This is a genomic window from Caballeronia sp. A2-2 (assembly GCF_057612605.2).
In genome coordinates this window covers 828,972-853,492 of sequence record NZ_CM172587.1, presented here as the reverse complement: position 1 = coordinate 853,492, position 24,521 = coordinate 828,972, and the positions used below count along the sequence as shown (strand labels likewise).

The window sequence follows — 24,521 nt, the reverse complement described above, 5'->3', positions numbered from 1 at the left end:
TACCTGACGCACGCTCCTATCTCGAAATCTCTCGATTTATCTTAAGTTGCGGACATGCGACAGTTGTCTTAGAACGACAGGCTGTTCGCATCGGAGTCGTCCGATTACATAGGTTGAGAACGCTGAATAAGATCGCGCACGCGAGATGGAAGTGTCTGTCTCACCTCGAGACAACGCTTCTCCGGCCTTCTTCACCATGAACCAGTTACAAGCGATGCGCGTCTTCCTGAAAGTCGCGGAAACCGAATCTTTCGGGCGCGCCGCGGCGGCACTCGATATCTCCAACGCCGTCGTCACACGCTATGTCTCGCTGCTGGAAACGCATCTGAACACGCGCTTGCTCAATCGCACGACACGCAGTGTGTCGTTGACCGAAGCGGGACGGAACTATGCCGAGGGTTGCCGCGCGGTGATCGATCAGGTCGAAGCCGTCGAGGCATCGGTGGCGAGTACTTCAGTCGATCCATCGGGAACGTTGAAACTGGTGGCATCGGCATCGTTTTCGCAGCTCGAACTCACGCCGATGCTGCGTGACTATCAGGCGCGCTATCCGGACGTCAAACTGCGTCTGACCTTGTTGCATCGGCCGGTCGATATCGTGGATGAAGGTTTCGATGTCGGCATCGTCGTGCCGCATCTCGTGAATAGTGGCACGCTCATCAATCGGCCATTGTTCAGGGTCGCCGCGGCACTCGTCGCTTCGCCGGATTATCTTGCGCAGGCCGGCGAGCCGGCGCGGCCCGCCGCGCTTGCGAAACATCGCTTCGTCGCGCCGTCTTCGGATATCCACGGCTCCACGTGGTCGTTCATTTCGGCAAACGGCGTGCATGAAGACGTCAGTCTCGACCCGACCTACTCCGTCAACAGTTCGCCCATGTTGCGACAAGCCGCGCTGCTGGGAATGGGCATCGCCGTGCTGCCCGAAAGCTACGTGGCACAAGACATCGAAGCGGGCTCGCTGGTGCGCCTTCTGCCTTCCTACACGCTCAGCAATGCCGATAAGGAAGTGTCGATCGTGTATCCCGGCCGCCGGCATGTCTCCGCCAAGACGCGTTCATTCGTCGATTTCGCGCTTGGCTATTTTCGCGATCGTGCGCCGAGCGAAGCGGGTTCAAACGTGTAACGACTCAGGCAAAAAAAACGCGACCTCACGATCGCGCTTTCGTTCCCCATTGAATCGACCAAGAGCTAGACCATCGCGGCGCCCTGCGATTCGATCCGCTCCAGCATGCGTTCGCAGCGCGACACGAGCGCCAAGCCGTCTTGTTTCCGTTGCGCCAGCGCCTTCGTGTGCAAACCCTGACGGAAGCAATCGAGCGCATCCAGCAAAGGGCGATATTGGAGAACGCTTGCGGCACCAATCACGCGATGATGCCACTCGCGCAAATGCTCGACCGTGCCCTGATCGAGCAGCGTCCGAAGCGCGGCAAGGTCATCGCGAAACGACGACACGAAGGCATCCAGCAGCGCCTTGACCGTGGCCTCGCTTCCCCATAACTGTGCCATTGCTTCGATATCCAGATCATCTTCGGCACCGCCCTCCGAAGACGGCCGCCGTTCATTCGACTGCGAAGTGACTAACGCATCGCCCGCTATCCAGTAGCGATTCAGATGATCGCGCAAGGTTGCAAGCCGTGTCGGCTTGATGAGGCAATCGTCCATGCCGGCATCGCGACACTTTCGTAACTCGTCCGGCACCGTGCTTGCCGTGATGCCGAGGATCGGCAAGCGCCGCGTTCCGTGCGGCTCCTTCGCGCGCACGTGGCGCGCGAGTTCGTAGCCGGTCATGTTGGGCATGTGGCAATCAGTGATCAGGAAACCGTATCGCGTGGCTTCCAGGGCGGCGAGCGCTTCGACTCCGTCATGCACGACGTCGCAGGCGAATCCGAGCAACGAAAGCTGATGACGAATCAACTCCTGATTGACTGGATGATCTTCCGCCACCAGCACGAGCTTCCCGGCCTGCAACGCGGCCGCGCGCGCTGGCGCTTCGGCGCGTGACGCGCGTCCGAGCGCGGCGACCTGCGGCATGCCCGTGAGCGCCGCCACGCAGGCCGCGCCGAGCCCGTGCCATGAGATGGGATTGACGCTCACGCGAATGTCGTCTTCGAGAATGCGATAACCCGTGGGCTTGGGTTTCTCCGTCACGTGAATCACGCTCGAACCGGCCGGAAGAATGTCCTTGCGCGTATCGCTCAGAAAGACAAGGTCGATGCCCGCGAACGCGTGACTCTCATTCGACATGCACTCGGAAGGAGACATGCGCTGCAACTGCAGTCCGAGCGCCTGACCATAGTTGACCAGCGCATCCGCCACATGCCCGTCCTCGATCGCGACGATGCCACGCCGGCCATTCAGTCCGTCGATCTGGTATTGACGCGCCTCCACGGGCATTGCGAGTTGCACCATCATCGCGGTGCCTACGCCGACTTCGCTTCGGAGCGTGAGTTTTCCGCCCATCAACTCGACCAGTCGATTGCAGATGGTCAATCCAAGGCCGGTTCCACCAAACCGCCGTGTCGTGGACGTTTCAGCTTGCACGAACGGTTCGAACAGCCTTTCCTGCGCCTCGGGCGCGATGCCAATGCCCGTATCCATCACGCGCCACTCGATGACCTGCTCGCGCTCGAGTCCTTCCAAGACACGCACCTGCAACGTGACCTCGCCATTGATGGTGAACTTGATGGCGTTGCTCAGCAGATTGAACAGCACCTGCCGCAAACGGACACTGTCTCCGCGCACGATTGCCGCCACGTCCGGCGCGACATCCACGCGCACGCGCAGACCCTTTTCGTGCGCGCGGCCAGCCAGAAGACCCAGCGTGTTGTCGATCAGTTCCCGAAGATCGATCGACGTCGATTCGATGGTCAGGCGTCCGGCTTCGATCTTGGAATAGTCCAGAAGATCGTCAAGAATTTGCAGCAGCGCGCTGGCCGAATCCTGGATCATGCCCAGCATTTGCGACTGATCCGGGTTCAACGGCGTGTTCTCGAAGACTTCGACCAGACCGAGCACGCCATTCATCGGCGTGCGGATTTCATGGCTCATCATCGCGAGAAAGTCGTCCTTGGCGCGCGATGCGGCCTGCGCGGTGTCTCTCGCGCGCGCGAATGCCTCGGCGCGAGCATGCTCGACGCTGGCATCGGCCCAATAACCGCTCCAGACGACCGCGCCCTCGTCGTCACGATGCGCGACGAGATCGGCGCGAATCCAGCGCATCACGCCGTTCACGGTGGATCGGAATTCCGTGTGCACGGGTTCGAGGGTTCGTGAGGACGCTTCGATCTCGTGCATGAGGCGCCCGCTGTCCTCTCTTTCCACATGACGCAGCAAGTTGGCGGGATCGCCCGCCAGGGCCGCCAGATCGAGGCCGAGGAGTTGGCGCGTATCGCCATCGACGTACGGAAGGCTGTACTTGCCATCCTGCGAGCGACGCAGTTGAAATACCACCGCCGGCAGCGATCGCACGACATTGCGTAGGCGTTGCTCGGTCTGACGCGCGCGCAGTTCGGCGTCACGAATGTCGGTGATGTCGATCATCGTGCCGACGACACCCGCCAGTTCGCCATTCGAAGCGGAGAACGCGCCCGTCCAGAAAAGTCCGTAGCCCGGGCGACCCTTTCGATCGCGCAGTTCAACTTCGATTTCCTGGCGTTTTCCCGTGCGCAAGGTCGTCGAGCAAAGCTCGTGCAGCACATGGCTCTGCTCGGCGCCCCACGCGGCAGCCTCCAGACACGTTCGTCCGATGATGTCCTCGCGCCGCACGCCGAGTGCTTCCTCGAAAGCGCGATTCACCGCGATATAGCGATTGCCCAAATCCTTCGCCACCAGCGGATACGGAACGACTTCCATCATGGTCTGCTGGAAGCTGAGTTGCGTTGCCAAACGCTGTTCCGTTTCGATGCGACGCGCGTTTTCACGTTGAAGCAGGATCAGTGCACGCAGGGTGACCAAAAGCACGGCCGCAACGCCGATCAGCGCGGGCAGCAGTCGAAGCCCGGAGACCGTTCCGGCGGACGCAGCCATGGCGGCATCGGCATGCAATGGCGCGATGGCAAACGAAAGCGGCGACACGGTCTGAAAAAGCATGGCCAAACACCACTTCCATGACGATCTCAATTCGAACTCCTTGAATGAGCGCAGCGCGCGCGAGAACGGCATCGCGATAAAAAGAGCGAGCGACTTTCTAGTTTGATCAGGACGAGTTCGAGCGAATATAAGAGCTATCTCAATTCAGTCTCGAAACGCTCTTAGTTTCTGCGTTGAGGCACTCAAACCAGCCCGACTTGCCGGAAGAATTCGACAAGTTGCGTTTCGGTGTCGAGGCCGAGCTTGCGCATGCCATTGCGCTTTTGAGTTGCGATGGTTTTACTGCTGCGCCCAAAGCGCGCTGCAATTTCCGGGATCAGGAGACCGCTCGCGTAGAGCTGAAAAACTTCCCACTCGCGCCTGCTCAGCACGCCAGCCCGAGCGGGCGTGTGCGACGGAAGCGAATCGATCAAGATTTGAACGCCGGGAGAGACGTATCGTCGTCCCTGCCGAACGGCGGCCATTGCGCTAAAGAGGCAGGCGAGTCCGTCGCGCTTGTCGATGACGCCATCGATACCGATCTGGATGAGTCCGGCCAGCATCTGGCTTTGCCCGATCATCGTCAACACGATGAGCCTCGGGCGGATAGACAGCCACGACAATCGTCTCAGAAATGCAATGGAACTATTTTCGCCGTCCATACCTTCCATGCCGATGTCGCTGATAACGAAATCGCACGGTGTGCAGTCCATTGCTTCGGCCAGTTCGAGGGTGTTGCGCGCGGTGGCCACGACGCTGACAGATCGATCTTGCTCAAGATAGGCGGTGACGCCCTTGATGACCATAGGATGATCGTCCGCGACAATGGCGCGTATTGGGGAATCTTGTCTCATGTTCTTGTTTATTTTGATTCAAGCGGGCAATCCTTTTAAGGAATCCGCTTATGCCTAGGGTGATGCGCCGTCATGATGCGCAGGTTTCTGAAAAACAAAAAAAATTCAAAGAAGATCGCTATCGGCTATGAATCGGTAGAGATCGGCATCGCTGGATAAATCGAGTTTGCGCATGGCGGCGCACTTTTGAGCGCTAATGGTTTTAACGCTACGGCCAAGATCTTTCGCAATTTCTGTTACGTTCGTGCCCCGCGCGTATCGCTCGATGACTTCCATCTCGCGTGCAGTCAGACGTTGGCGAATGAACCGTGCATGACCTTCCGCGTTCGCCACCGCGAGAGATCGGCGGATGGCAGGCCCGAGGTAGGTCTCGTTCGCGACCGCCGATACGATGGCGAGGTAAATCAGGTCCAGCCGGTCTTCCTTGCTCAAAAACGCGTGCGCGCCGGCGTCGAGCGCCTGCCGGACAAGCGTTGCGTTGTCGTTGTGCGAAAGTACGATGACGCGCAACTCAGGGTAGCGCGACGACAGATGCTGGATCAGCTCTATGCCGTCACCGGCACGACCGCCAGGCATGTGAAAGTCGATGATCGCGACGTCGCACTGATCGCGCTCGAGGGATTCGTCGAGCTCTGTCGAGTTCGCGTTGCGACTTACCACTTCGACATTCGGAAAATTTCCAGCCAACTGCTCGATGGCGAGAATCACAAGCGGATGGTCGTCCGCGATCGTCAATCTCAACCTTTTCGAATGCGAGAATATTTGACTGTCATTTTCGATTTGCAACACTTCCGACTCCACACAAAATTAACTTTGGCAACCACTCAAATTCGCCTTTTACTAGCATCGGCGAACGACACCTGAAACAACATAAGATGCATCCGAAACGAATTCAGAGCGATTAACCCAAACCACGCGCGCGCACAAAAGCGAACAAACCGGGATCATTTCGGATTCCAAGCTTATTCATGGCGTCGCGTTTTTGACGGCTGATGGTGCGAACGTCACGATGCAACTCTCGCGCGATCTCCGTGATCGACCGACCTCTGGCGAACAGACGCACGACTTCTTCTTCCCTCGGCGAGAGCTTCGGTTCCTCGGGCGAGAACTCGGTCTCGGCGCCCGCTTCCGCCAGCGCGGTGACGAACGACGCGCTCACGTAACGTCGCCCGACACAAGCGTGGCGCACCGCGATCGAGACAAGTTCGATGGGCTCCGCCTTATTCACGAGGCTCATTGCGCCCGCGTTGAGGATGGAGCGCAGAATGGCCACATTGCTGACGCTCGTCAGCACGACGATGTTTATTTTCGGCCAGTCCTGCCGCACGCGGCGGATGAGGCGCAGACCGTCGTGTGCATCCTGACCGGGATCGGGCATGGCGAAGTCGGTCACCAATACATCGCATGGCTTGAGCGCCAATTCCAGCAACAGACGGCTCACATTCGTGGCCTCGCCCACTACCTCGATACCGTCGTCCACACGGAACAACGCCTTCATTCCCAGTACTACGAAGGGATGGTCGTCGGCTAGTACAACACGCAGTTTCAAAGGCCCCCCGGATCAGTTTGTTTTCTCTCTTTGATTCACAGCTTATGGTGTCCGAGGCGGGCTTACTTCGTTTTGCCGATAAAACCAAGTTCGCTTTTGCTTAGGACACTGATCTGATAAAAGATAGATGCCGAGGACAACAAAAGGATCGGATTACTTGGCAACAGACAATCAAACATTCTTCTCTCAGACTTTTAATAGATTATTCTCGAAACTAAGTCGCATATATTTCGCACGCCATAGGATAACTCCCATTACCCTGCGCGTTTTTTAGCCAGCCTGCGATGTTTTCGTCACGACATTCGACAGCGTATCGAAACCGAACGTAATTGGGGGCGATTTGCGCAATAAATCGGAAAGTGCTTGGCAAAAAAAATCCCCGGGGCTCACGCCGGGGATTTTTTCGTGACTACTCAGGTTCGATCGGTCAGAACGGTTATCCACACTAACAAATGTTGGTAGTCGACGCGATGTGAGTGAGTGAAAGCTTCTCCGCCAACCCCGCCCGACAGGACTGTTGGTAGCGGCAGTCTCGAGGCGCGTTTTCAACGCATATCGAGCCCTCGAGCCCGGTTTTGTGGGTAGCGCTTCAGGCTGAGGTGTATGGCAAGAACGCATAAGAATGGCATGGTCGGAAGCCCGATAATGCTGAGCTTCCAACCAGGCCATAGCGTCTGAACCCCTGCGCGCGTCAAGGGTTCGCTACGCCGGGCTGACGCCCGCCCTTGACCCGTTCCGCGCTGTCAGCGAATCACGCTACTTCGGATGCACTGACTTTGGCCTGCTCGAGATATCTCGCGAGCGCGAGGTCCAACGCTACCTTGCGAGTATGTGCCTTTGGTGGCGCAAGCACTGCGCGGCGAGCCGCCTCCATATTGCCCACCAGCAGAACCTGTATCTGCGCGCGCGTGATGGCGGTGTACAGCAGCGTACGGTCTAGCAGCTTTGAGTCAGTTACCGGCACGATGACACGGGGCCATTGCGAGCCCTGAGCCTTATGCACCGTGACCGCGCGACCCAGCTCGACATCCTCGAGCATGTCCTCCGTCAACGCGCGGAGAATGCCATCGTCCCATTCGACCCAAGCGAGGACTGCTGGTGACTCTGCGGTTGCTGCAACAGGCGGCGCTTCCACCCGGACGACTTTGCCGAGTGACCCGTTTTGCAGCGCTTTGTCCCACATGTTGCGCGTACACAAGAGCACGTCGCCCAGATTGAACCCGCAATGCTCTGGCCTCTCGAACTCGTCATTCCACCGGGTTACTGCAGCACACCCCTTCGTGAAACGCTCCTGACATAGCTGATTCAGAACTTTCGTTCCCGCCAACCCATTACGCAAGGGAGACAACACCTGAGTGCGTTCGGGGTCCATGGCATACAGCTCGACGACTCGCTCGGCAATCTGCCGCTCTTCGCACTGAATGAAGGCGACCGCAGCTGCGTGGTCCGCTCCAACGATGGGCCAGACTCCGGCGCGAACCGCCGACGCCACCTCAGCTATCTCACCGCCGTATCGCTTCACTGTCATCAACTCTACGGAGGGTATGGCTTGCGTCCGCATGATGCAATGGAGGACCAATCCAGGGCCTACAGGCATCAACTGATGAGGGTCCCCAGCTAGCAGCAGACGCACCCGGGAGGGTAGCGCTTCACAGATACGGCTCATCGAAACGATATCGACCATGCTCGCTTCATCGATAACGAGCACGGTGGGGCCGTCGAAGTCAGCATCTCGCATCGCCTTCAGGAAGCTGGCAATCGTCGCGGCCGCGCGGCCGGTTGCCTCCTGCATTCGTTTGGCGGCACGGCCCGCGAGAGCGACCTGGAGAACCCTTACACCCGCACCGTCGTAGATACGGTAGAGCGACTTGAGGACGGTTGTCTTGCCAACACCAGCCCCACCCGTGATGCAAGCGAACGCCTGCTCCGCAGCAAGATGTATGGCGGATTGCTGCTCCTGGTTCAGGCTGATTCCGTCTTCCGCCTGGACCGCTGCGATGACTCGGTCCACCTCAGCGCGGGCGAGCAGTTTATGCACAGTGCCTGTCAGCCGTTCGCAAATCGCTTTGGCCACCTGCCGCTCCATGACCAGCGCGCCTAGCGGCTGCAACCCGAAGGCGCTCTCCACGACGCTGCCATTGGCCAAACCCTCGCTCATAGCTTCGGCAAGCAGGCTTCGCCAGGACACGCCTCGTGATTCGCCGAGAAGCGGAACCACCAGCTTTTCGAGGTCAGACTTGAGCATGGCCGTATGGCCATTGGCAAACATCCGGTAGCATGCTTCCTCGACCGCGCCGCGCAGGCGTCGCGGGTCATCCGCCGAAACGCCAAATCGCGTCATCGCCAGCCGGTCGACATCTGTCCATTTGCCGAGGAAAGAAAGGAGGCGGTAAGGGTCTTCTTCGATGCGGGCCTGCGCCTCGCGGCCAAAGTACCTCAATACCTTGCGACCGACGCTCAAGTCAAAGCCATGCACCTGCAACCACTGAAGTGTCTGCGACTGGCCGTGCTCTGCCCAGGCGTTGACCAGAGTCTGCGCGGCGTCGTCAGTCAACACGTCAGCTAACGTCGACGCATCTCCCGCGTCCAAGATGGAATACAGGCGCTCGCCGAATCGCTCCCACAGCCGACGCGCTTTGACTGAACCGAGGCCCTCAAACGCGGGGTTATCGGCTATATATTTGATGATGTGCTCGCCGGCGGGCATCGCGAGATGAAGGACGGCAGCTTCCACCTGCCGCTCAAGCAGCTCGAAGCCGTCGACGACGACACGCCGCTCGGTAACCGGACCGCTGACATGCCACCACTGGCCGCGCTCCACACGCGTGGTGCCTAGCGCCGTCCGGCTAGCCTTAACTACGACATACGCACGCGTGTCAGGAACTGAACCGGTCGCGTCGATTGGAACGCCGGTGAAGATTGCACCGCCGAAGCCGCGAGGATTCTGCGAGCGCACGCCTGTTACCCGGAGCGTCACCGTGACGGCTTCCGTCATCGAGGCAGCCTCCCGGTCTCAGCCAAGGCGTCCTGCAGCACCGAGAAGCGAGCTAACAGCCGCTTGAGTTCGGCGTTTTCCGCGCGCAGGCTAGCGTTTTCTTGCTCCAACCGCGACAGGCGCTCCGCATCCCGCGCTGCACGCATGGGTTCAACTCGTCGCACCGGAATGGCGGCGTCAGCCTCCGATTCCCCAACCGACGCGACAGGCGGGAGCACGCCACGCTCTCGCAGCGATGTCTCGAGAGCCTTCAGCGCATCGCGTATGCGAGGATTCTGTGCCAGCGCCGACTTGGCAAAACCACATTCGGCAGCAATTTCCGTCCGTGACAGGACTCCACGTGCCACCATGTTACGGAAGTCCTCATCCGTTTTCGAAGCAGCCCAGGTCGCAAACTTCCGGACGTTTTCTTCCGCCAGTTGCTGTCCGCTCGCCATCACTTCACCCTTATGGTTCGGTCCCGTTCGGGCTTGGGCAGCGGGGTATTGAGCATAGCCATCGTCACGCCTTTGCGCTCAGCATTGGTTGCCCACGTGACGAACTGCTCGAGGAGTAGCTGATTCTCCTTCTCGAGGCGCTCTACCTTGGCCTTGTAGCGGGCCGTTTGCTCCAGCGCTGCCCGGACCCGCTCATCCCGAGGCTGACTGGGTTCGCCCTTCCACGTACCGCGTAGCGCATCCTTCTTGAGCGAGAAGGCGTTGGCTATTTCCGCGTACTCTGCAAACGTGAAGCGTGAATACCTGACGCCGGAGGCCTTCTCCACTGCGTCCAACAGCAAGTCCCACGTGAGCTTGCCCGTCCAATCGTCAAGGATATCGATTACGACCTTGATTCGCTCTTCGGTCAGGTCGGGCGCGCGAGTCTTCTTCATGGCAGCACCTCTCGCTCAGTGTTCTTCAGGACGTTGACGGGTCGCGCATTGGCATCGGAGATGAGCGGAGCGTTGGCCAGGTCGAGCCGGATTCGAGCGCCAAGCGGCACCGATGGGTCCTCCAGAATGGACAGCATGGCATTGACTCGCTCAAGCGTCTGGGACTGATGCTTTACCCAATTGTCGGCGCCGAACTCCTCGTCGCTCAGGGCTTCTCGAGCCTGGCCGAGCAGGTATTCCGTCTCGCCCTTCAGCAAACGAAGATTGGCTTCTTTGTGTTTTTCGCCCTTGACGCACTCCTGCTCCTCACAGTTCATGCAGTCGCGGTACATCTGGCAAGGTTCGCTGGCAAAGTTGTGGGTGCACCAGCCGTACTCGGTTGTGTGGGCGGCGACGATACCAATTCTTTGGAACTCACTGCGTAGGATGAGCTCCCGTCCGCCCGTGGCCACCAAATTCGAAGTGAACCCGGCCTTCAGAGCCGCGCTGATGGGCGCCTGCACCTCGTCCGAACTCATATGGTCGTAGGCTCGGTTCTGCCCGACATCCTTGCGACCAGAGAAGATGGCAATCTCAGTACTGCTGAGGCCGCCCATCTGAGCCAGCATATTCAGATAATGCCTCAGGCTGTGGCTCTTGAGCTCGATAGGTGAGCCGTCGTCCTCGGTGTATGCGAAGCGCTCAAAGATGGAACTTCGGCTGGCGATACCGAGTCCATTTGTGACGCTGCTGTAATCGATGCAGTGGAACATGCAGAGGTAGGTCGCCTTCGAAAGATGCATTCCATTGGTTCCAATAATAGCCATGGCGTCTTTGCATAGGAGCTCAGGGGCGCCAGGAACGAAGGGGAACGTTGCTGGCAGCATGGCGACCACCGCACGCTCCACGTCGACGAACCGGTAACCAATCCGGCGGCCGCTTAGCGGCACTCCGGCGAGATGTTTAGCGCGGGCCCAAGTGTTCGCGGCGTTCCTCGATTTCTTCGTAACCCCGTCGCCCCATAAGACCAAGGCCAGCTCCGCTGCCGTCAACAGCTCTTGGTCACGGAGGTGCTCTGCGGCCTCATGCAGAAACAGGGACGCTGGATTTGCGGTGTACCAGGCCGCAATCTCCTGTGCGTGTACCGTCATCTTTAAAAGCTTCGCGACCGCTTCTCTTGCAATCGGTGCCATTTCGGAAGGAAGCCATTTCGTCGTGTCTTCGAACCCCTTCGACCCCGCCCAACGCAGTCCGAACTTTCCGTGGAATTCGCCGTCCCCTTCGACCAAACAGTTCCTGCGTAACCGGAGAACTTCATTGATGCGCTCTGGCGCACAGACCAACAACGCTGTGTAGCTGGAGACCAGCACGTCTGCCGGTTCGGTAGCCTGATGGAAGATGCCGGCTAGTGCTCGCAACGTCGCCGCTGAAGGCAGTTTTTCTTGTCGTGCTGCCAACGCCGCTTTCGAAATTCTGGACCCTAGCTCTTGGGGCTTTTTCATACCGTGAGCCCACGGCTGCCGGAGCGAGATGAAGCCATTGGAGCTCATCAGCTCCGCAATCATCTCGAGCTGTCCAGCAATCCGGTACGCAACGCCAAGCGAGACCTGCTTCTTGGCTAGCTCCACGGCGGTGTCCAGCACATCAGGGTTCACCGCCGTCGGCCGGGAGCCCTTGCTCCACTCACGCAACGCCGCTTCAAGACATCGCAACGCCGCAACGCGGACGCTTTGCGAAACGACCGGCCGCTTGTCGTGCAGATAGACGAGCGCCGCCTTGGCGAAGTCAAGAAATGGCGGTGGCATGCACGGCTCAGGCGCGTCGTTGCTTGCAGCCTCCAGCGTGCTGAACACCGCTCGGTGAACCTTGTTGTGGCCCTTCAGGCGCCCAATTTTCCAGACGTTCAGCCCGAACTGCGCACGAGCGTCCAACACCTCGGACTGTTTGCAGAGCGCAATGAAAGCATCGAGATTGGCCTGCGGCTCCAGTTCAGCACGGGGCGTAAAATGAAGAACCGTCGCGCTCACGATGTTGGCTCCTCCTCGCGCTGCGCCCACACCACTGCGCACTCGGCCATGACTTCCTGGACCGCGCGGATGGCGTCGTCGTTGATTGCGGCGAGCCTCTGGTCGCTTGCCCACTTTTCGCGTTCAGTCCGCAGACGCTGAAGCACCTTTTGATGGGGTGCATCGAGCCATGGCTCGAACTTGAAACAGGTGTAGCACGCAACCGGCTTGTTGAAGGCACATCCGCCACCCTTGCCGGCGCAGCTGCCAACCGGGTCCTTCGAGACCCGAAAGTCAATGATGCGACTACCGGGCGCGCCCTTGTGCGTCGAGTGCTGCTCGTCCTCGACCAGATGGCCTCTGAACGCGCGAGCCAGAGGAGCCAGTTGAGTGCCTATCGCCTTGTCGATGTTTTCGGCAATCTTAGGCGAGGCCTGCACGTAGACGCCGACGTGCTGTAGGTCCGCATGTCCCAGCCGGTCGGCGATGACAGTCTTACTAGCACCCTCTTCAGCAAGGCGTACGCCAAACGTGTACCGGAATCGCTTGGGAATGACCGGGATGGGTGCGAACTCAAGTCGTTCAGTGGGGGGAGCAATGTCTTTCAACGCACCGCTGTACCCCTTAGAGAGCGCTTGGCTAGTACAGTGTCCAAAGAACATGTCATCGTTGGCACGCCGGTCTACCCTCGGCCCAAGCGCCATCACGACGCCTTCGGGAAATAACGGTGCGTCGTCACCGTACCCTGTGGCTCTCAGGCCATCAATGTACTGCTCGGCAAACCGCCCCGTCTGTGGGCTTATATCGAATTCATTGAAAGACACGCGGGAGTGCGCCTCTCGTGTCTTGACTTGGGGAAGCCGAAGAACGAACGTGCCATCGCGTACGGTCAGGTCCATTACCTTGAGGGACGCATACTGGGAAATGCGGCCTCCGCAGGCAAAAAGCAATCGCGTAAGAACGGCGACCCACTGAGATACTTCCCCAGTGCCGTACGCTGTATCAACGGCCTTGTAGAGTGCCGTGTATTCGGCTTCGGTAAAGGGCCCTTCCTCAGGGTCCCGGGTGAGGACGGCCTTTCCCTTGGTGTTTCCCGGCTTACGCCGTTCGCGCAAGTACTTGGTGCAAGCTGGCTCGATACCGTAAAGACCAATCGCCCCCCACTTCTGCAGCAAAACATTCAACGTGCCCAGACGCCACTTCTCATGGTCCTTGAGACGTGCAGCGTAGTTCGACACTTCCGCAGCCGTGATGAACGGCAGGGGGATAGACGGGTCCCGGAGCGCAAGAAAGTGTGTAAATGCCTGAAACAGGTTCGTCAAATGGCTCGCAGAGCTTCCTTTTGCGAAAACCAGAAGGGCATGCTTCAATGGCTTGCGAAGTAACGCGTACGGTCCATCGAACTTGCGGAAATCCAAATGGAGCCGGAACGGCCCGTCAATCCAATCCCATACATCGTCGTTCGGATTGAATGCGATGCCCCGCCGGGTGAATGCGACGTCCGGCAGCCGAAGCGCGAGGCCAGTTGAGCGCTCTTTATTTATCTTGTTTGAGTTTTTCATCAAGTCGCTCCTGCAGCTTCAATGCAACCTGTCGCCCTTTACGAGCGGTATGCCGACGCGTGTAAGTGGCGGCCATCGCGGAGTTATCGCTCCAGCCCTGCTGAGCGTTTCGCGCCCTCTCCTCGACCGCATCGCTAAGCCCAAGGACCTCGGCCTGCTCGGAAAATCGGTCGTTCCACGTGTGACGCATAACGTGGCTCGTCAACCTCACTGGCAACCCAGGACACGCCGCGCGCAATTGCGCGAACAACTTGTCGACACTGGATTGCGATAGCGCCTTTCCCTCATCTGAGACGAATATTTGCGGGACTTTCCTGGCGGCCTTGATTGCACGGCGGTCCTTGTTGATGAAGTTCCATAGCGCTTTCATGATGGCCGGCCTGAGTTCAATCTCGCGGTCGTTCGTCTTCGTGTTGGCTTGGATGCGACGAAGGTCTTCTTCAGCGTCTGCACGACGAATGACGCGCAGCTTCGGCTCACTGGGGTGCAGGTCTCCAATCTGGAGCCCCAAGAGTTCCCCGCGCCGCATCCCGGTTGCCAACAGAAGTACAACAATCAGCCAATTTCGCAGGCGGACGAAACCCCGCTCCCACGGGTTATCTGGTGATTCAGGGTGAACGACGGCGAGAATTCGCGCCATTTCCTCTTCACTCAGACCCACGCGAGCGTTCAACTTGGCTCGCTTTGAAACCTTCGGGATGTTTGCACGGAATGCCGTAAGAGCGTCTTCTTTCTCAGCCTTGAGTGACCTGCGCTCAGGCTGAGGCAGCGTGCTTCCGACATAGTCCGCCAGGAACGCCAGATAGTCGGCCATATACCGGAGGCGAGAGGCTTGCGTCGCAACGTCAACCGCCTCACGCTCCGTCTCTCCGCCCTTCCGGCGGGGTCGAACTCGCAACAGATTTATGACATTGGGCTTGCCCTTGCCTACCTCATCCGCATCGAGGTCATCCATCCGATACTGCACCGATGACGCAAGCCGGTTCAGTTCGGGAGCAGTGAGAAATTGCCCCGTGGACAAACGCCCGAGCAGGTCTACCTTGGCCTTAGCGAGTTCCCGGTACAGCAACGCCAAGGTCAGGCAAACGAAGTGAATGGTGTTTGCAGCACGCCCCTTCCGTCTGTACCTGTCTAGGTAGAGCGTGACTTCGTGGACCGGAAGTCCAAAGGAAACCTGGAGAACTGAAAGGCGCTCTCCATTCCGAAACCGAATCCGCTTGGCAAAATAATCGGCCATCTACCCACCATTTTCAGCAAGTAATAGTTTATCCCCGTCATCAGTAAAGCACAAAAAAATATGTTGGTAAAGAAAAAGCCTGCTTCCAAAAAGGGAAGCAGGCTTCTACCAACAAAAAAAACGCTTAGTCGGATTTAGAACGGAATGTCGTCGTCCATGTCATCGAAACCACCGCCTGCCGGGGAGGCCGGACGGCTCGCACCACCACCGGCAGGGCGACCGCCCGAAGCCGGTGCGCGGCCGCCGCTGCTGCCTCCACCACCGCTGCCGGAACGCTCAGCCGGCGCGCTGCGGCTGTAGCCTGCGTCGTCGCCACCGGCGCTCGGGCCGCTGCGTCCGCCGAGCATCTGCATCTGATCGGCGACGATTTCGGTCGAATAGCGCTCCTGTCCCGATTGATCGGTCCACTTGCGCGTGCGGATCCGCCCTTCGATATACACCGACGAGCCCTTCTTCAGATACTCGTTGACGATTTCCGCCAGGCGCCCGAAGAACGCCACGCGATGCCACTCGGTGAGCTCTTTGGACTCGCCGGACCCCTTGTCCTTGTAGCGGTCGGTCGTCGCGAGACGAATGTTTGCCACGGCGTCGCCGCTCGGGAGGTAGCGGGTCTCCGGGTCCGCGCCCAGATTGCCGACGAGAATGACCTTATTGACAGATGCCATGATTTCTCCGGTAGATTCCTTGCTTCAGTCAGGCGAAAGGGCAACATCAGGTCGATCGTCGAAACGAAGACCGACCGGCCCCGCGCCGACTCGATTCCAAAAGTCTGTAAAAAATTTCGCTCAGGCCGCGCGTTCGACCTTGCGCGGGGGCGCTTTCATCCACGCAGCGACGACCAGCCACGCCAGCACCAGCGCGGAGCACGCGAAGAACACCGCGCTCGCGCCGTCGGCCTTCAGCAGCCAGCCGCCGACCACGCCGCCCAGCGCGAGACCGATCGATTGCGTCGTGTTGTAGACCCCCGCCGCCGCGCCCTTTCTCGTGCCCGGCGCCAGCTTCGACACCATTGACGGCTGCGATGCCTCCAGCACGTTGAAGCCGAGAAAGTACACGAACAGAATGGCGGCCACGGACCATAGCGTATGGGGAGCCGCGCCCAATAACAACTGTCCGAACAGGATAAGAGAAATCGCACTCAGCATGACGATTTTCATCTTGCCGCGCTTCTCGGCAGCGATGATGGCGGGCACCATCATGACGAACGCCAGCCCCATCACGGGCAGGTAAATCTTCCAGTGCGATGCCACCGGCAGCCCGCCCGCCTCCAGAATGCGCGGCACGACCAGAAAGAGCGCCGTCTGCGTGGCATGCAGCACGAGCACGCCGAAATTCAGCCGCAGCAGTTCGACGTTGTGCAGGACTTCGGCGAATGGCGCCTTGACGTGCACGGGCGGCATCGGCGGATCGGGGACGATCCACAGCACGACGCCCACCGCGACGATCGACAGCACGCCGATCACCGTGAACAGGCCGCTCATGCCGACCCAGTGGAAGACGATTGGCGCGCCGACGATCGCCACCGCGAACGACACGCCGATGCTTGCGCCGACCATCGCCATGGCCTTGGTGCGGTTTTCCTCGTGCGTCAGGTCGGCGATGAACGCGATCACCGCCGACGACACCGCGCCCATGCCCTGAATCACCCGTCCGGCGATGATCCACGCCATGGAATGTCCCGCCGCCGCGACAAAGCTGCCGAGCGCGAACACCAGCAGCCCGAACACGATCACCGGCTTGCGCCCGAGCTTGTCCGAAATCCAGCCGTAGAAGATATAGAGCATCGACTGCGTGACGCCGTAAGCGCCGAGCGCGATGCCCACGAGCAGCACGTTGTCGCCGCCGGGGATGGTTTTCGCGTAGATCGAAAACACCGGCATGATCATGAAGAGGCCCAGCATGCGCAGCGCGAAGATGGCGGCGAGCGACACGGTGGCGCGCAATTCCGGCGCGCTCAGACGTGTGGACGTGGCAGACGGATTGGACATCAGAAGCGGAGTTGAATGAGGTTGGCGCGAGGCGCGGCTGCGGGCAGGACCCGGCGCGGCCGATTTTGTTCTTGCAGGGAAGTCGTCGATGCTTTGTCGCCGGACCTTGTCGAACGACCGCCCGGCACTATATGAAACCAACGGCCGCCGCATGCTCGGCAGATGACCGCCAACGACTCGGTTGCCGCTCTCGCGCCTTTTGGCGCGGGCGCTGCGCCCTTTAAAAGTCGTTATAGTAGCAGGTTTGGTTCCTCTCACTTTCCGCATGGGAGCGGAACAATCACGCGGAACAAACTCGTGGAAGAAATTCGTATTCGTGGGGCTCGCACCCACAATTTGAAGAACGTCAGTCTCGACTTGCCGCGTCACAAGCTGATCGTGATCACGGGATTGTCCGGTTCGGGCAAGTCCTCGCTCGCGTTCGACACGCTCTATGCCGAAGGTCAGCGCCGCTACGTGGAAAGCCTGTCCGCCTACGCGCGGCAGTTCTTGCAGCTCATGGAAAAGCCGGATGTCGATCTGATCGAGGGTTTGTCGCCCGCGATTTCCATCGAACAGAAGGCGACGTCGCACAATCCGCGTTCGACGGTCGGCACCGTCACGGAGATTCACGATTACCTGCGTCTGCTGTACGCGCGGGTCGGCACGCCGTATTGCCCGGACCATCTCATTCCGCTTGAGGCGCAAAGCGTCTCGCAAATGGTCGATGCCGCGCTCGCGCTGCCCGACGAAACCAAGCTGATGATCCTCGCGCCCGTCGTCGCGGACCGGAAGGGCGAGCACACGGAACTGTTCGAGGCGATGCAGGCGCAGGGCTTCATCCGCTTTCGCATTCGCTCGGGCGGCGGCACGGCGAACGAAGGCGTCGCGAAAATCTACGAAGTGGATTCGCTGCCGAAGCTCAAGAAAAACGACAAGCACACGATCGATGTCGTGATCGACCGCTTGAAAGTGCGGCCGGACATGAAGCAGCGCCTCGCGGAATCGTTCGAAACGGCGTTGCGGCTCGCCGATGGCCGCGCCATCGCGCTGGAAATGGACACGGAGCAGGAAAAGCTGTTCAGTTCGAAGTTCGCGTGTCCGATTTGCTCGTACTCGCTGCCCGAACTCGAACCGCGCCTGTTCTCGTTCAACAATCCGATGGGCGCGTGCCCGGAATGCGACGGGCTGGGGCAAATCACCTTCTTCGATCCAAAGCGCGTGGTCGCGCATCCGTCGCTTTCGCTGGCGGCGGGCGCGGTGAAGGGTTGGGATCGTCGCAATCAGTTTTATTTTCAGATGCTGCAAAGTCTCGCGGCGTTCTACGAGTTCGACATCGACGCAGCGTTCGAGGATTTGCCGGAGAAAGTGCGGCAAACGCTGCTGTACGGCTCGGGCAAGCAGGTTATTCCGTTCTCGTACATCAACGAGCGCGGGCGCGCTTCGGTTCGCGAGCACGCGTTCGAGGGAATCATCCCGAATCTGGAACGCCGATACCGCGAAACCGACTCCTCCGCCGTGCGCGAGGAACTTGCGAAATACCAGAACAATCAAGCGTGTCCGGCGTGCGAAGGCACGCGTCTGCGCCGCGAAGCGCGCTTCGTGAAAGTAGGCGGCGGCGATCAGGCGCGCGGCATCTTCGAGATCAGCGGATGGCCGCTGCGCGATGCGCTCGGCTATTTTCAGACGCTCAGGCTCGATGGCGCGAAGGGCGAAATCGCGGACAAAGTCATCAAGGAAATCGTCGCGCGGCTGTCGTTTCTGAATAACGTCGGGCTGGATTATCTGTCGCTGGAACGCAGCGCGGAAACGCTCTCGGGCGGCGAGGCGCAGCGCATTCGTCTGGCATCGCAGATCGGTTCGGGGCTGACCGGCGTGATGTACGTGCTCGATGAACCGTCCATCGGTCTGCATCAGCGCGACAACGACCGGCTCATCGACACGCTCAAGCATTTGCGCGATATCGGCAATTCCGTGATCGTCGTCGAACATGACGAGGACATGATCCGCATGGCGGATTACGTCGTGGACATGGGGCCGGGCGCGGGCGTGCATGGCGGCGTGGTCGTCGCGCAAGGCACGCCGGCGCAAGTCATCAAGGATGCGAACTCCGTCACCGGGCAGTATTTGTCGGGCAAACGCAGCATCGGTTATCCGGAAAAGCGCAACGCGCCGGACGAGCGGCGGCTGCGCATCATGGAGGCGTACGGCAATAATCTGAAGCGCGTGACGCTCGATCTGCCGGTCGGGCTGCTGACTTGCGTGACGGGCGTGTCGGGTTCGGGCAAGTCCACGCTCATCAACGACACGCTTCAGCATGCGGTCGCGCAGCATCTGTATGGTTCGGCAACGGAGCCCGCGCCGTACGAATCGATCGAAGGCCTCGAACACTTCGACAAAGTGATCGCCGTCGATCAATCGCCGATCGGACGCACGCCGCGTTCGAATCCGGCCACTTATACCGGGCTGTTCACGCCCATCCGCGAACTGTTCGCGAGTGTTCCGGCGGCGAAGGAACGCGGCTACGATCCGGGCCGCTTCTCCTTCAACGTCAAGGGCGGGCGCTGCGAGGCGTGTCAGGGCGATGGCGTCATCAAGGTCGAAATGCACTTTCTGCCGGATGTCTACGTGCCCTGCGATGTCTGTCACGGCAAGCGCTACAACCGCGAAACGCTCGAAGTTCAGTACAAGGGCAAGAACATCAGCGAAGTGCTGGACCTGACCGTGGAAGCCGCGCACGAGTTTTTCAAGCCGGTGCCGGTGGTCGCGCGCAAGCTCAAGACGCTGCTGGAAGTGGGTCTGGGCTACATTCGGCTGGGCCAGTCGGCCACCACGCTGTCGGGCGGCGAGGCGCAGCGCGTCAAGCTTTCGCTGGAACTGAGCAAGCGCGACACCGGTCGGACGCTGTATATCCTCGACGAACCGACGACCGGTTTGCACTTCCACGATATCGCGCTGCTGCTCGAAGTGATTCATCGGCTGCGAGATCAGGGCAACACGGTCGTCATCATCGAGCATAATCTCGACGTGATCAAAACCGCCGACTGGGTGATCGACCTCGGTCCCGAAGGCGGCGCGGGCGGCGGGCAGATCATCGCTCAGGGGACGCCGGAGCAGGTCGCGAAATCGAAGGCGAGCTTTACCGGCAGATATCTGGCACCTTTGCTGCAACGGCCCAAGTCGGCGGCGTGACGTTTGCGCGCTCGCCGCGGTCCGCGTGGCGAGCGCCGGAAGTGGAATCAGACCGTCCGGATGCGCCACGCGCGCGCCGACGCGAATAACCGTCGTATGCAGCAGGGGAAGGAACGCAGTCATGGGGAAGCGCAACGAAGCAGCCAGCGAGGAGCGACGCGTGCGGGACCTGCCCGCCCGTCCCGTCAGGCTGACGAGCGACATGAGCATGCCGAAGCTGTCGGCGGTGGAGATCGGCAGCTATGTGCTCGCCATTTTCGCCATGTGGATCACGCTCGAACTGAAGCTGCTGGGCGGCCTGCTCGCGGGCTTGCTGGTGTACCAGCTCGTTCACATGATCGCGCCAATGATCGAGCGTCATGTCATGAGCCGTGGCGCGCGGCTGATCGCGGTCGGTCTGATTTCGGCGATCATCGTCGGCGGCTTGACGGCGCTGACGGTGGGCACCATCGAACACTTCGAGCAGGATTTTCCGAGTTTGCAAAAGCTGCTCGATCAGTTGATGAGCATCACGTCGAGCGCGCGGCTTTCCGTGCCGGACTGGATCGCGAATTACTTGCCGGTGGATTCCATCCAGATGCGCGACAAGGCCACCGAACTCATGCACAAGCACGCCGAGATGATCCAGCAAGGCGGCAAGGAAATGGCGCGCGGGCTCGGGCATATCGTGATCGGGATGATTATCGGCGCGATCATCGCGGTGAGCGCGCCGCGTCAGACGCATCACCGGTTGCCGTTGTCGATGGCGCTCGTCACGCGCGTATCGCGTTTCTCGGATGCGTTTCGTCGTATTGTTTTCGCGCAGATCAAGATTTCGGCGATCAATGCCGTTTTTACCGCGCTTTATCTGCTGGTCGCGCTGCCGATTTTCCATGAGCGCTTGCCGCTGTCGAAAACGCTGGTGCTGATTACGTTTATCGTCGGGTTGCTGCCGGTCATTGGCAATCTGATTTCGAATACGATTATCGTCGGGATTTCCTTGTCCGTTTCGTTTGGAACGGCGGTGGCATCGCTTGGATTCCTGATCCTTATTCACAAGCTGGAGTATTTTCTCAACGCGCGGATTATCGGCGGACAGATCGAAGCGCGCGCGTGGGAATTGCTGCTGGCCATGCTTGCGATGGAAGCCGCATTCGGATTACCCGGCGTCATTGCCGCACCGATTTTTTACGCGTATATCAAACGCGAGTTGATCTATATGCGCCTGGTTTAAATCCCCAAAAGCCCGCTGAAGAATCTCAGCGGGCTTTTTAACTATCAACGAAACACAACCGTCTTGTGCCCGTTCAACAAAATCCGATGCTCCGCATGCCATTTCACCGCGCGCGCGAGCGTCACGCATTCGACATCGCGACCAATTGAGGTCAGTTGCTCAGGCGTCATATTGTGATCCACCCGCTCCACTTCTTGCTCGATGATCGGACCTTCGTCCAGATCCGACGTCACGTAATGCGCGGTCGCGCCTATTAGCTTCACGCCGCGATCGAACGCCTGATAATAAGGCTTCGCGCCTTTGAAACTCGGCAAGAACGAGTGATGAATGTTGATTGCGCGGCCCGCGAGTTTCTCGCACATATTCGGCGAAAGAATCTGCATGTAACGCGCGAGCACGACGAGATCGGTATTGTGCTGATCGATGATTTCAAGCACGCGCGCTTCCTGCGCGGCTTTCGCGTCCGGCGTCGCCTGATTCAACGGCAAATGGTGGAACGGAATATCGTAGCTCGCGGCAAGCTGATAAAAATCCTTGTGATTCGAGACAATCGCCGGAATCTCGATCTGCAATTGCCCCGTGCGATAGCGGAACAAAAGATCATTCAAACAATGCCCGATCTTCGACACCATGATGACCACGCGCGGTTTGATCGACGCATCGTGCATTTCCCAGCGCATGCCGAATTCATCGGCCAGTTCGCCGAAAGATTGGCGCAGCGCGTCCAGCCCCGGATCGCCGCCGACTTGCTGAAAATGCACGCGCATGAAAAATTCGCCTGTGCGGCTGTCGCCGAATTGCGCCGAATCGAGGATATTCGCGCCGAGATTGAACAGAAAACCCGACACGGAATGCACGATTCCCGGCCGGTCCGGGCACGACAGCTTCAGATAAAAACTATGTTCGGTCGACATTGACCTGTCCTCGTTCGTTCGATGCTTTTTGGATATTCAAACTTGCGGCGCGATATAAAGCGCGGCGATGCCCTCACACGCGTCTTCGTCGATCCACTGACGGCGCAGCAGGCAATCGAGCGTGGCAATGCTGGCATCGACGGTGAGCGCGCCTTCTTCGATCCAGCGCGCGACGTCATCGATACGCGCCAGCCGATGCTCGCCCACTTCGCCATCCTGATTGCGCGGCGTGAAGCCTTCGGGCAATTCGATGTCGTAGACGAAAATCAGCTCGGCTTGCGTGCCTTCCGGCAGCGATTGCAGCACGTAGAACGCGCCGCCGGGCGTGGCGGTCGAGGCGAGTTCGGCGCTCATGCCCGCTTCTTCCCAACATTCCTTGACGAGCGTCGGCTCGATGCCGATTCCCCAGCCGATTCCGCCCGCCACCACGTTATCGAGCATGCCGGGATCGGTCGCCTTCGTGTCGCTGCGGCGCGCGATCCACAACTCCGGCGCACGGTCGCGATGTTTCACGATGCCGTTCAGATGCACCGCGTACGTCATCGTGCCGAAGAAGCGCGACGCCGCGCGCTCGATGAACGCGAGCGGCGGTGCATCGAAGTGATTGCGGATCGCGTAGGTTTCGTTGCGCCAGCCGGGGATGTGGCCGTCCGCGTGGAGCGCGGCGATGACCGTGCCGAGTGCTTCGGTGCGTGCATCGACATCGGAAAGGGTGAGATGCACGGCGCGCGGATCGATTTCGAAGACGTCAGGCCAGCGCGCGAGCAACGCGACATCGGATTGACGAATCCAGCCGACGCGCGTTTCACCGGTGAAAAACGGCACATGCGCAGCGGCATCGAAACGGCGGGCGGCGACGATCGCGGGCAAGGTCATGGATGCCTCAGTCGCGCAATGCGACGCGAATGCCCAGCGCGATGAACGTCACGCCCGCGAGCCGGTCGAGCCACACGCCCAGACGCGGACGGCGCTTCAGCCACGCGCCGATCATGCCCGCGCCGAAGCCGAACATCGAAAACACGACGACTGTCTGCAACATGAACAGGCCGCCGAGTTCGAACATCTGCGCCATCACGCTCTGCGCGCCGTGCGGATCGACGAACTGCGGCAGGAACACGATGAAGAACAGCGTGACCTTCGGGTTCAGCATGTTGCCGATCACGCTCTGACGGAACACGGTGGACAACGGCTGGCTCGGTCGTTCATGCGCCGTGGCAAGCCCCTGACTGCGCAGCGCCTTGATGCCGATCCACACGAGATACGCCGCGCCCGCGAGCTTGACCGCCTGAAACGCCAGCGGCGACGAGCGCAGCAACGCCGCGACGCCGAGCGCTGCGAGCGTCGTGTGAAAGATCACGCCGCACGCGAAACCGAGCGCCGCGACCACGCCCGCGAGCCGCCCTTGCGAAATGCCGCGCGCGAGCACTTGCAGATTGTCCGGACCCGGCGCGACCGTGATCGCAACCGATGCAGCAAGGAAAAGAAGGAAATTGGGCATATCAATGTCCGCCAAATTCACACACGGTATAAAGCGGCACGCCGTTTTCGCGCAGGAGCTTCGAGCCGCCCAAATCCGGCAAGTCGATGATCGCCGCCGCTTCCACCACTTCCGCGCCGAGCCGCTGCAGCAGGATATTGCCCGCCATCATCGTGCCCCCGGTCGCGACGAGATCGTCCACGAGCACCACGCGGTCGCCGGGCTTGCAGGCATCCTCGTGAATCTCGACCGTCGCGCTGCCGTATTCCAGCTCGTACGATTGCGAGATCGTCTTGTACGGCAGCTTGCCTTTCTTGCGGATCGGCACGAAACCGAGGCTGAGTTCATAAGCCAGAATCGGCCCGATGATGAACCCGCGCGCATCCAGCCCGGCAATGGCGTCGAGCTTGGCATCGATATAACGCTGCACGAACAGGTCGATGAGCGTGCGCAACGCGCGCCGGTCCTGCAAGACGGGCGTGATGTCGCGAAACTGCACGCCGGGCTGCGGCCAGTCGTCGACGGTGCGCACGCGGTCCTTGATGAAACGCGCGGCGTCGAGCTGGGCGTTCGAAGGGATATGGGACATGACTTCTCCGGAGTCCGCGCTGTGAGGCCGCGCGTCCGCCTAATGGGC

General features: G+C 59.9%; 19 protein-coding genes. 3 read left to right on the top strand and 16 right to left on the bottom strand.

What is annotated here, in order from left to right; all coding sequences use genetic code 11:
* The first annotated feature begins 196 nt into the window (after nt 1-196).
* The gene (locus ACZCWR_RS04110; protein ID WP_487302455.1) at nt 197-1,123 is read left to right on the top strand and encodes a LysR family transcriptional regulator; all 927 of its coding nucleotides are present in this window, start codon (nt 197-199) and stop codon (nt 1,121-1,123) included.
* A gap of 65 nt (nt 1,124-1,188) precedes the next feature.
* Here the strand turns inward: ACZCWR_RS04110 and ACZCWR_RS04105 are convergent, their stop codons facing one another.
* From ACZCWR_RS04105 to ACZCWR_RS04050, 12 genes are all read right to left on the bottom strand, one after another.
* Entirely contained in the window at nt 1,189-4,089 is a 2,901-nt protein-coding gene (locus ACZCWR_RS04105) for an ATP-binding protein (RefSeq protein ID WP_487302454.1), read from the bottom strand.
* Nucleotides 4,090-4,271: 182 nt separating this feature from the next.
* On the bottom strand, nt 4,272-4,874 hold the full coding sequence (locus tag ACZCWR_RS04100) for a response regulator (RefSeq protein ID WP_487302453.1): 603 nt from the start codon (nt 4,872-4,874) through the stop codon (nt 4,272-4,274).
* Between the two features lie 153 nt (nt 4,875-5,027).
* Entirely contained in the window at nt 5,028-5,711 is a 684-nt protein-coding gene (locus tag ACZCWR_RS04095) for a response regulator (RefSeq protein WP_487302452.1), read from the bottom strand.
* 112 nt (nt 5,712-5,823) lie between these two features.
* Complete coding sequence (locus tag ACZCWR_RS04090; RefSeq protein ID WP_487302451.1) at nt 5,824-6,471, bottom strand: response regulator; 648 nt, start codon at nt 6,469-6,471, stop codon at nt 5,824-5,826.
* A 751-nt stretch (nt 6,472-7,222) separates the two neighbouring features.
* Nucleotides 7,223-9,466: an ATP-dependent DNA helicase gene (locus ACZCWR_RS04085; protein WP_487302450.1), complete on the bottom strand. Its 2,244-nt coding sequence runs from the start codon at nt 9,464-9,466 to the stop codon at nt 7,223-7,225.
* Nucleotides 9,463-9,903, bottom strand: coding sequence for a VPA1267 family protein (locus ACZCWR_RS04080; RefSeq protein WP_158948125.1), 441 nt, complete (start codon nt 9,901-9,903; stop codon nt 9,463-9,465). The genes ACZCWR_RS04085 and ACZCWR_RS04080 overlap by 4 nt, the downstream gene beginning before the upstream one ends.
* Nucleotides 9,903-10,337, bottom strand: a complete 435-nt coding sequence (locus ACZCWR_RS04075; RefSeq protein ID WP_487302449.1) for a hypothetical protein — start codon at nt 10,335-10,337, stop codon at nt 9,903-9,905. The genes ACZCWR_RS04080 and ACZCWR_RS04075 overlap by 1 nt, the downstream gene beginning before the upstream one ends.
* The gene (locus ACZCWR_RS04070) at nt 10,334-12,343 is read right to left on the bottom strand and encodes an integrase (RefSeq protein WP_487302448.1); all 2,010 of its coding nucleotides are present in this window, start codon (nt 12,341-12,343) and stop codon (nt 10,334-10,336) included. Before ACZCWR_RS04070 ends, ACZCWR_RS04075 begins: the two co-directional genes overlap by 4 nt.
* A complete protein-coding gene (locus ACZCWR_RS04065) occupies nt 12,340-13,884 on the bottom strand; it encodes a site-specific integrase (protein ID WP_487302447.1) in 1,545 nt (514 codons plus the stop codon). Before ACZCWR_RS04065 ends, ACZCWR_RS04070 begins: the two co-directional genes overlap by 4 nt.
* Nucleotides 13,859-15,121 carry a tyrosine-type recombinase/integrase gene (locus tag ACZCWR_RS04060; protein ID WP_487302446.1) on the bottom strand — a complete coding sequence of 421 codons (1,263 nt, stop codon included), beginning with the start codon at nt 15,119-15,121 and terminating at the stop codon, nt 13,859-13,861. The genes ACZCWR_RS04065 and ACZCWR_RS04060 overlap by 26 nt, the downstream gene beginning before the upstream one ends.
* Nucleotides 15,122-15,255: 134 nt before the next feature.
* Nucleotides 15,256-15,786, bottom strand: a complete 531-nt coding sequence (locus ACZCWR_RS04055) for a single-stranded DNA-binding protein (RefSeq protein ID WP_487302445.1) — start codon at nt 15,784-15,786, stop codon at nt 15,256-15,258.
* A gap of 120 nt (nt 15,787-15,906) precedes the next feature.
* Nucleotides 15,907-17,109 (bottom strand): MFS transporter, encoded by a 1,203-nt coding sequence (locus ACZCWR_RS04050; RefSeq protein ID WP_487302444.1) that lies wholly within the window; start codon nt 17,107-17,109, stop codon nt 15,907-15,909.
* Nucleotides 17,110-17,406: 297 nt separating this feature from the next.
* Between ACZCWR_RS04050 and uvrA the strand changes: the two genes are divergently transcribed.
* Both uvrA and ACZCWR_RS04040 read left to right on the top strand, forming a co-directional pair.
* Nucleotides 17,407-20,280 (top strand): excinuclease ABC subunit UvrA, encoded by a 2,874-nt coding sequence (gene uvrA, locus ACZCWR_RS04045; RefSeq protein ID WP_487302443.1) that lies wholly within the window; start codon nt 17,407-17,409, stop codon nt 20,278-20,280.
* A gap of 121 nt (nt 20,281-20,401) precedes the next feature.
* Nucleotides 20,402-21,493 (top strand): AI-2E family transporter, encoded by a 1,092-nt coding sequence (locus tag ACZCWR_RS04040; protein WP_487302442.1) that lies wholly within the window; start codon nt 20,402-20,404, stop codon nt 21,491-21,493.
* A 44-nt stretch (nt 21,494-21,537) separates the two neighbouring features.
* On the opposite strand, the gene purU is transcribed toward ACZCWR_RS04040, so the two are convergent.
* Genes purU through ACZCWR_RS04020 form a run of 4 tightly spaced genes read right to left on the bottom strand, consistent with a single transcriptional unit; the run spans nt 21,538 to nt 24,473 of the window.
* The gene (purU, locus tag ACZCWR_RS04035; RefSeq protein ID WP_487302441.1) at nt 21,538-22,407 is read right to left on the bottom strand and encodes a formyltetrahydrofolate deformylase; all 870 of its coding nucleotides are present in this window, start codon (nt 22,405-22,407) and stop codon (nt 21,538-21,540) included.
* Nucleotides 22,408-22,443: 36 nt separating this feature from the next.
* Complete coding sequence (locus ACZCWR_RS04030) at nt 22,444-23,283, bottom strand: NUDIX hydrolase (protein WP_487302440.1); 840 nt, start codon at nt 23,281-23,283, stop codon at nt 22,444-22,446.
* Nucleotides 23,284-23,290: 7 nt separating this feature from the next.
* Entirely contained in the window at nt 23,291-23,905 is a 615-nt protein-coding gene (locus ACZCWR_RS04025; protein ID WP_487302439.1) for a LysE family translocator, read from the bottom strand.
* A 1-nt stretch (nt 23,906) separates the two neighbouring features.
* Nucleotides 23,907-24,473 carry an adenine phosphoribosyltransferase gene (locus ACZCWR_RS04020; protein WP_487302438.1) on the bottom strand — a complete coding sequence of 189 codons (567 nt, stop codon included), beginning with the start codon at nt 24,471-24,473 and terminating at the stop codon, nt 23,907-23,909.
* Nucleotides 24,474-24,521 lie beyond the last annotated feature (48 nt).

Excerpts from the sequence above, each read along its gene's own strand:
- ACZCWR_RS04110 (WP_487302455.1), top strand. The coding sequence starts at position 197 with ATGAACCAGTTACAAGCGATGCGCGTCTTCCTGAAAGTCGCGGAAACC.
- ACZCWR_RS04105 (WP_487302454.1), bottom strand. The coding sequence starts at position 4,089 with ATGCTTTTTCAGACCGTGTCGCCGCTTTCGTTTGCCATCGCGCCATTG.
- ACZCWR_RS04100 (WP_487302453.1), bottom strand. The coding sequence starts at position 4,874 with ATGGTCATCAAGGGCGTCACCGCCTATCTTGAGCAAGATCGATCTGTC.
- ACZCWR_RS04085 (WP_487302450.1), bottom strand. The coding sequence starts at position 9,466 with ATGACGGAAGCCGTCACGGTGACGCTCCGGGTAACAGGCGTGCGCTCG.
- ACZCWR_RS04080 (WP_158948125.1), bottom strand. The coding sequence starts at position 9,903 with ATGGCGAGCGGACAGCAACTGGCGGAAGAAAACGTCCGGAAGTTTGCG.
- ACZCWR_RS04075 (WP_487302449.1), bottom strand. The coding sequence starts at position 10,337 with ATGAAGAAGACTCGCGCGCCCGACCTGACCGAAGAGCGAATCAAGGTC.
- ACZCWR_RS04065 (WP_487302447.1), bottom strand. The coding sequence starts at position 13,884 with ATGAAAAACTCAAACAAGATAAATAAAGAGCGCTCAACTGGCCTCGCG.
- ACZCWR_RS04060 (WP_487302446.1), bottom strand. The coding sequence starts at position 15,121 with ATGGCCGATTATTTTGCCAAGCGGATTCGGTTTCGGAATGGAGAGCGC.
- ACZCWR_RS04055 (WP_487302445.1), bottom strand. The coding sequence starts at position 15,786 with ATGGCATCTGTCAATAAGGTCATTCTCGTCGGCAATCTGGGCGCGGAC.
- ACZCWR_RS04050 (WP_487302444.1), bottom strand. The coding sequence starts at position 17,109 with ATGTCCAATCCGTCTGCCACGTCCACACGTCTGAGCGCGCCGGAATTG.
- ACZCWR_RS04040 (WP_487302442.1), top strand. The coding sequence starts at position 20,402 with ATGGGGAAGCGCAACGAAGCAGCCAGCGAGGAGCGACGCGTGCGGGAC.
- purU (WP_487302441.1), bottom strand. The coding sequence starts at position 22,407 with ATGTCGACCGAACATAGTTTTTATCTGAAGCTGTCGTGCCCGGACCGG.
- ACZCWR_RS04030 (WP_487302440.1), bottom strand. The coding sequence starts at position 23,283 with ATGACCTTGCCCGCGATCGTCGCCGCCCGCCGTTTCGATGCCGCTGCG.
- ACZCWR_RS04025 (WP_487302439.1), bottom strand. The coding sequence starts at position 23,905 with ATGCCCAATTTCCTTCTTTTCCTTGCTGCATCGGTTGCGATCACGGTC.
- ACZCWR_RS04020 (WP_487302438.1), bottom strand. The coding sequence starts at position 24,473 with ATGTCCCATATCCCTTCGAACGCCCAGCTCGACGCCGCGCGTTTCATC.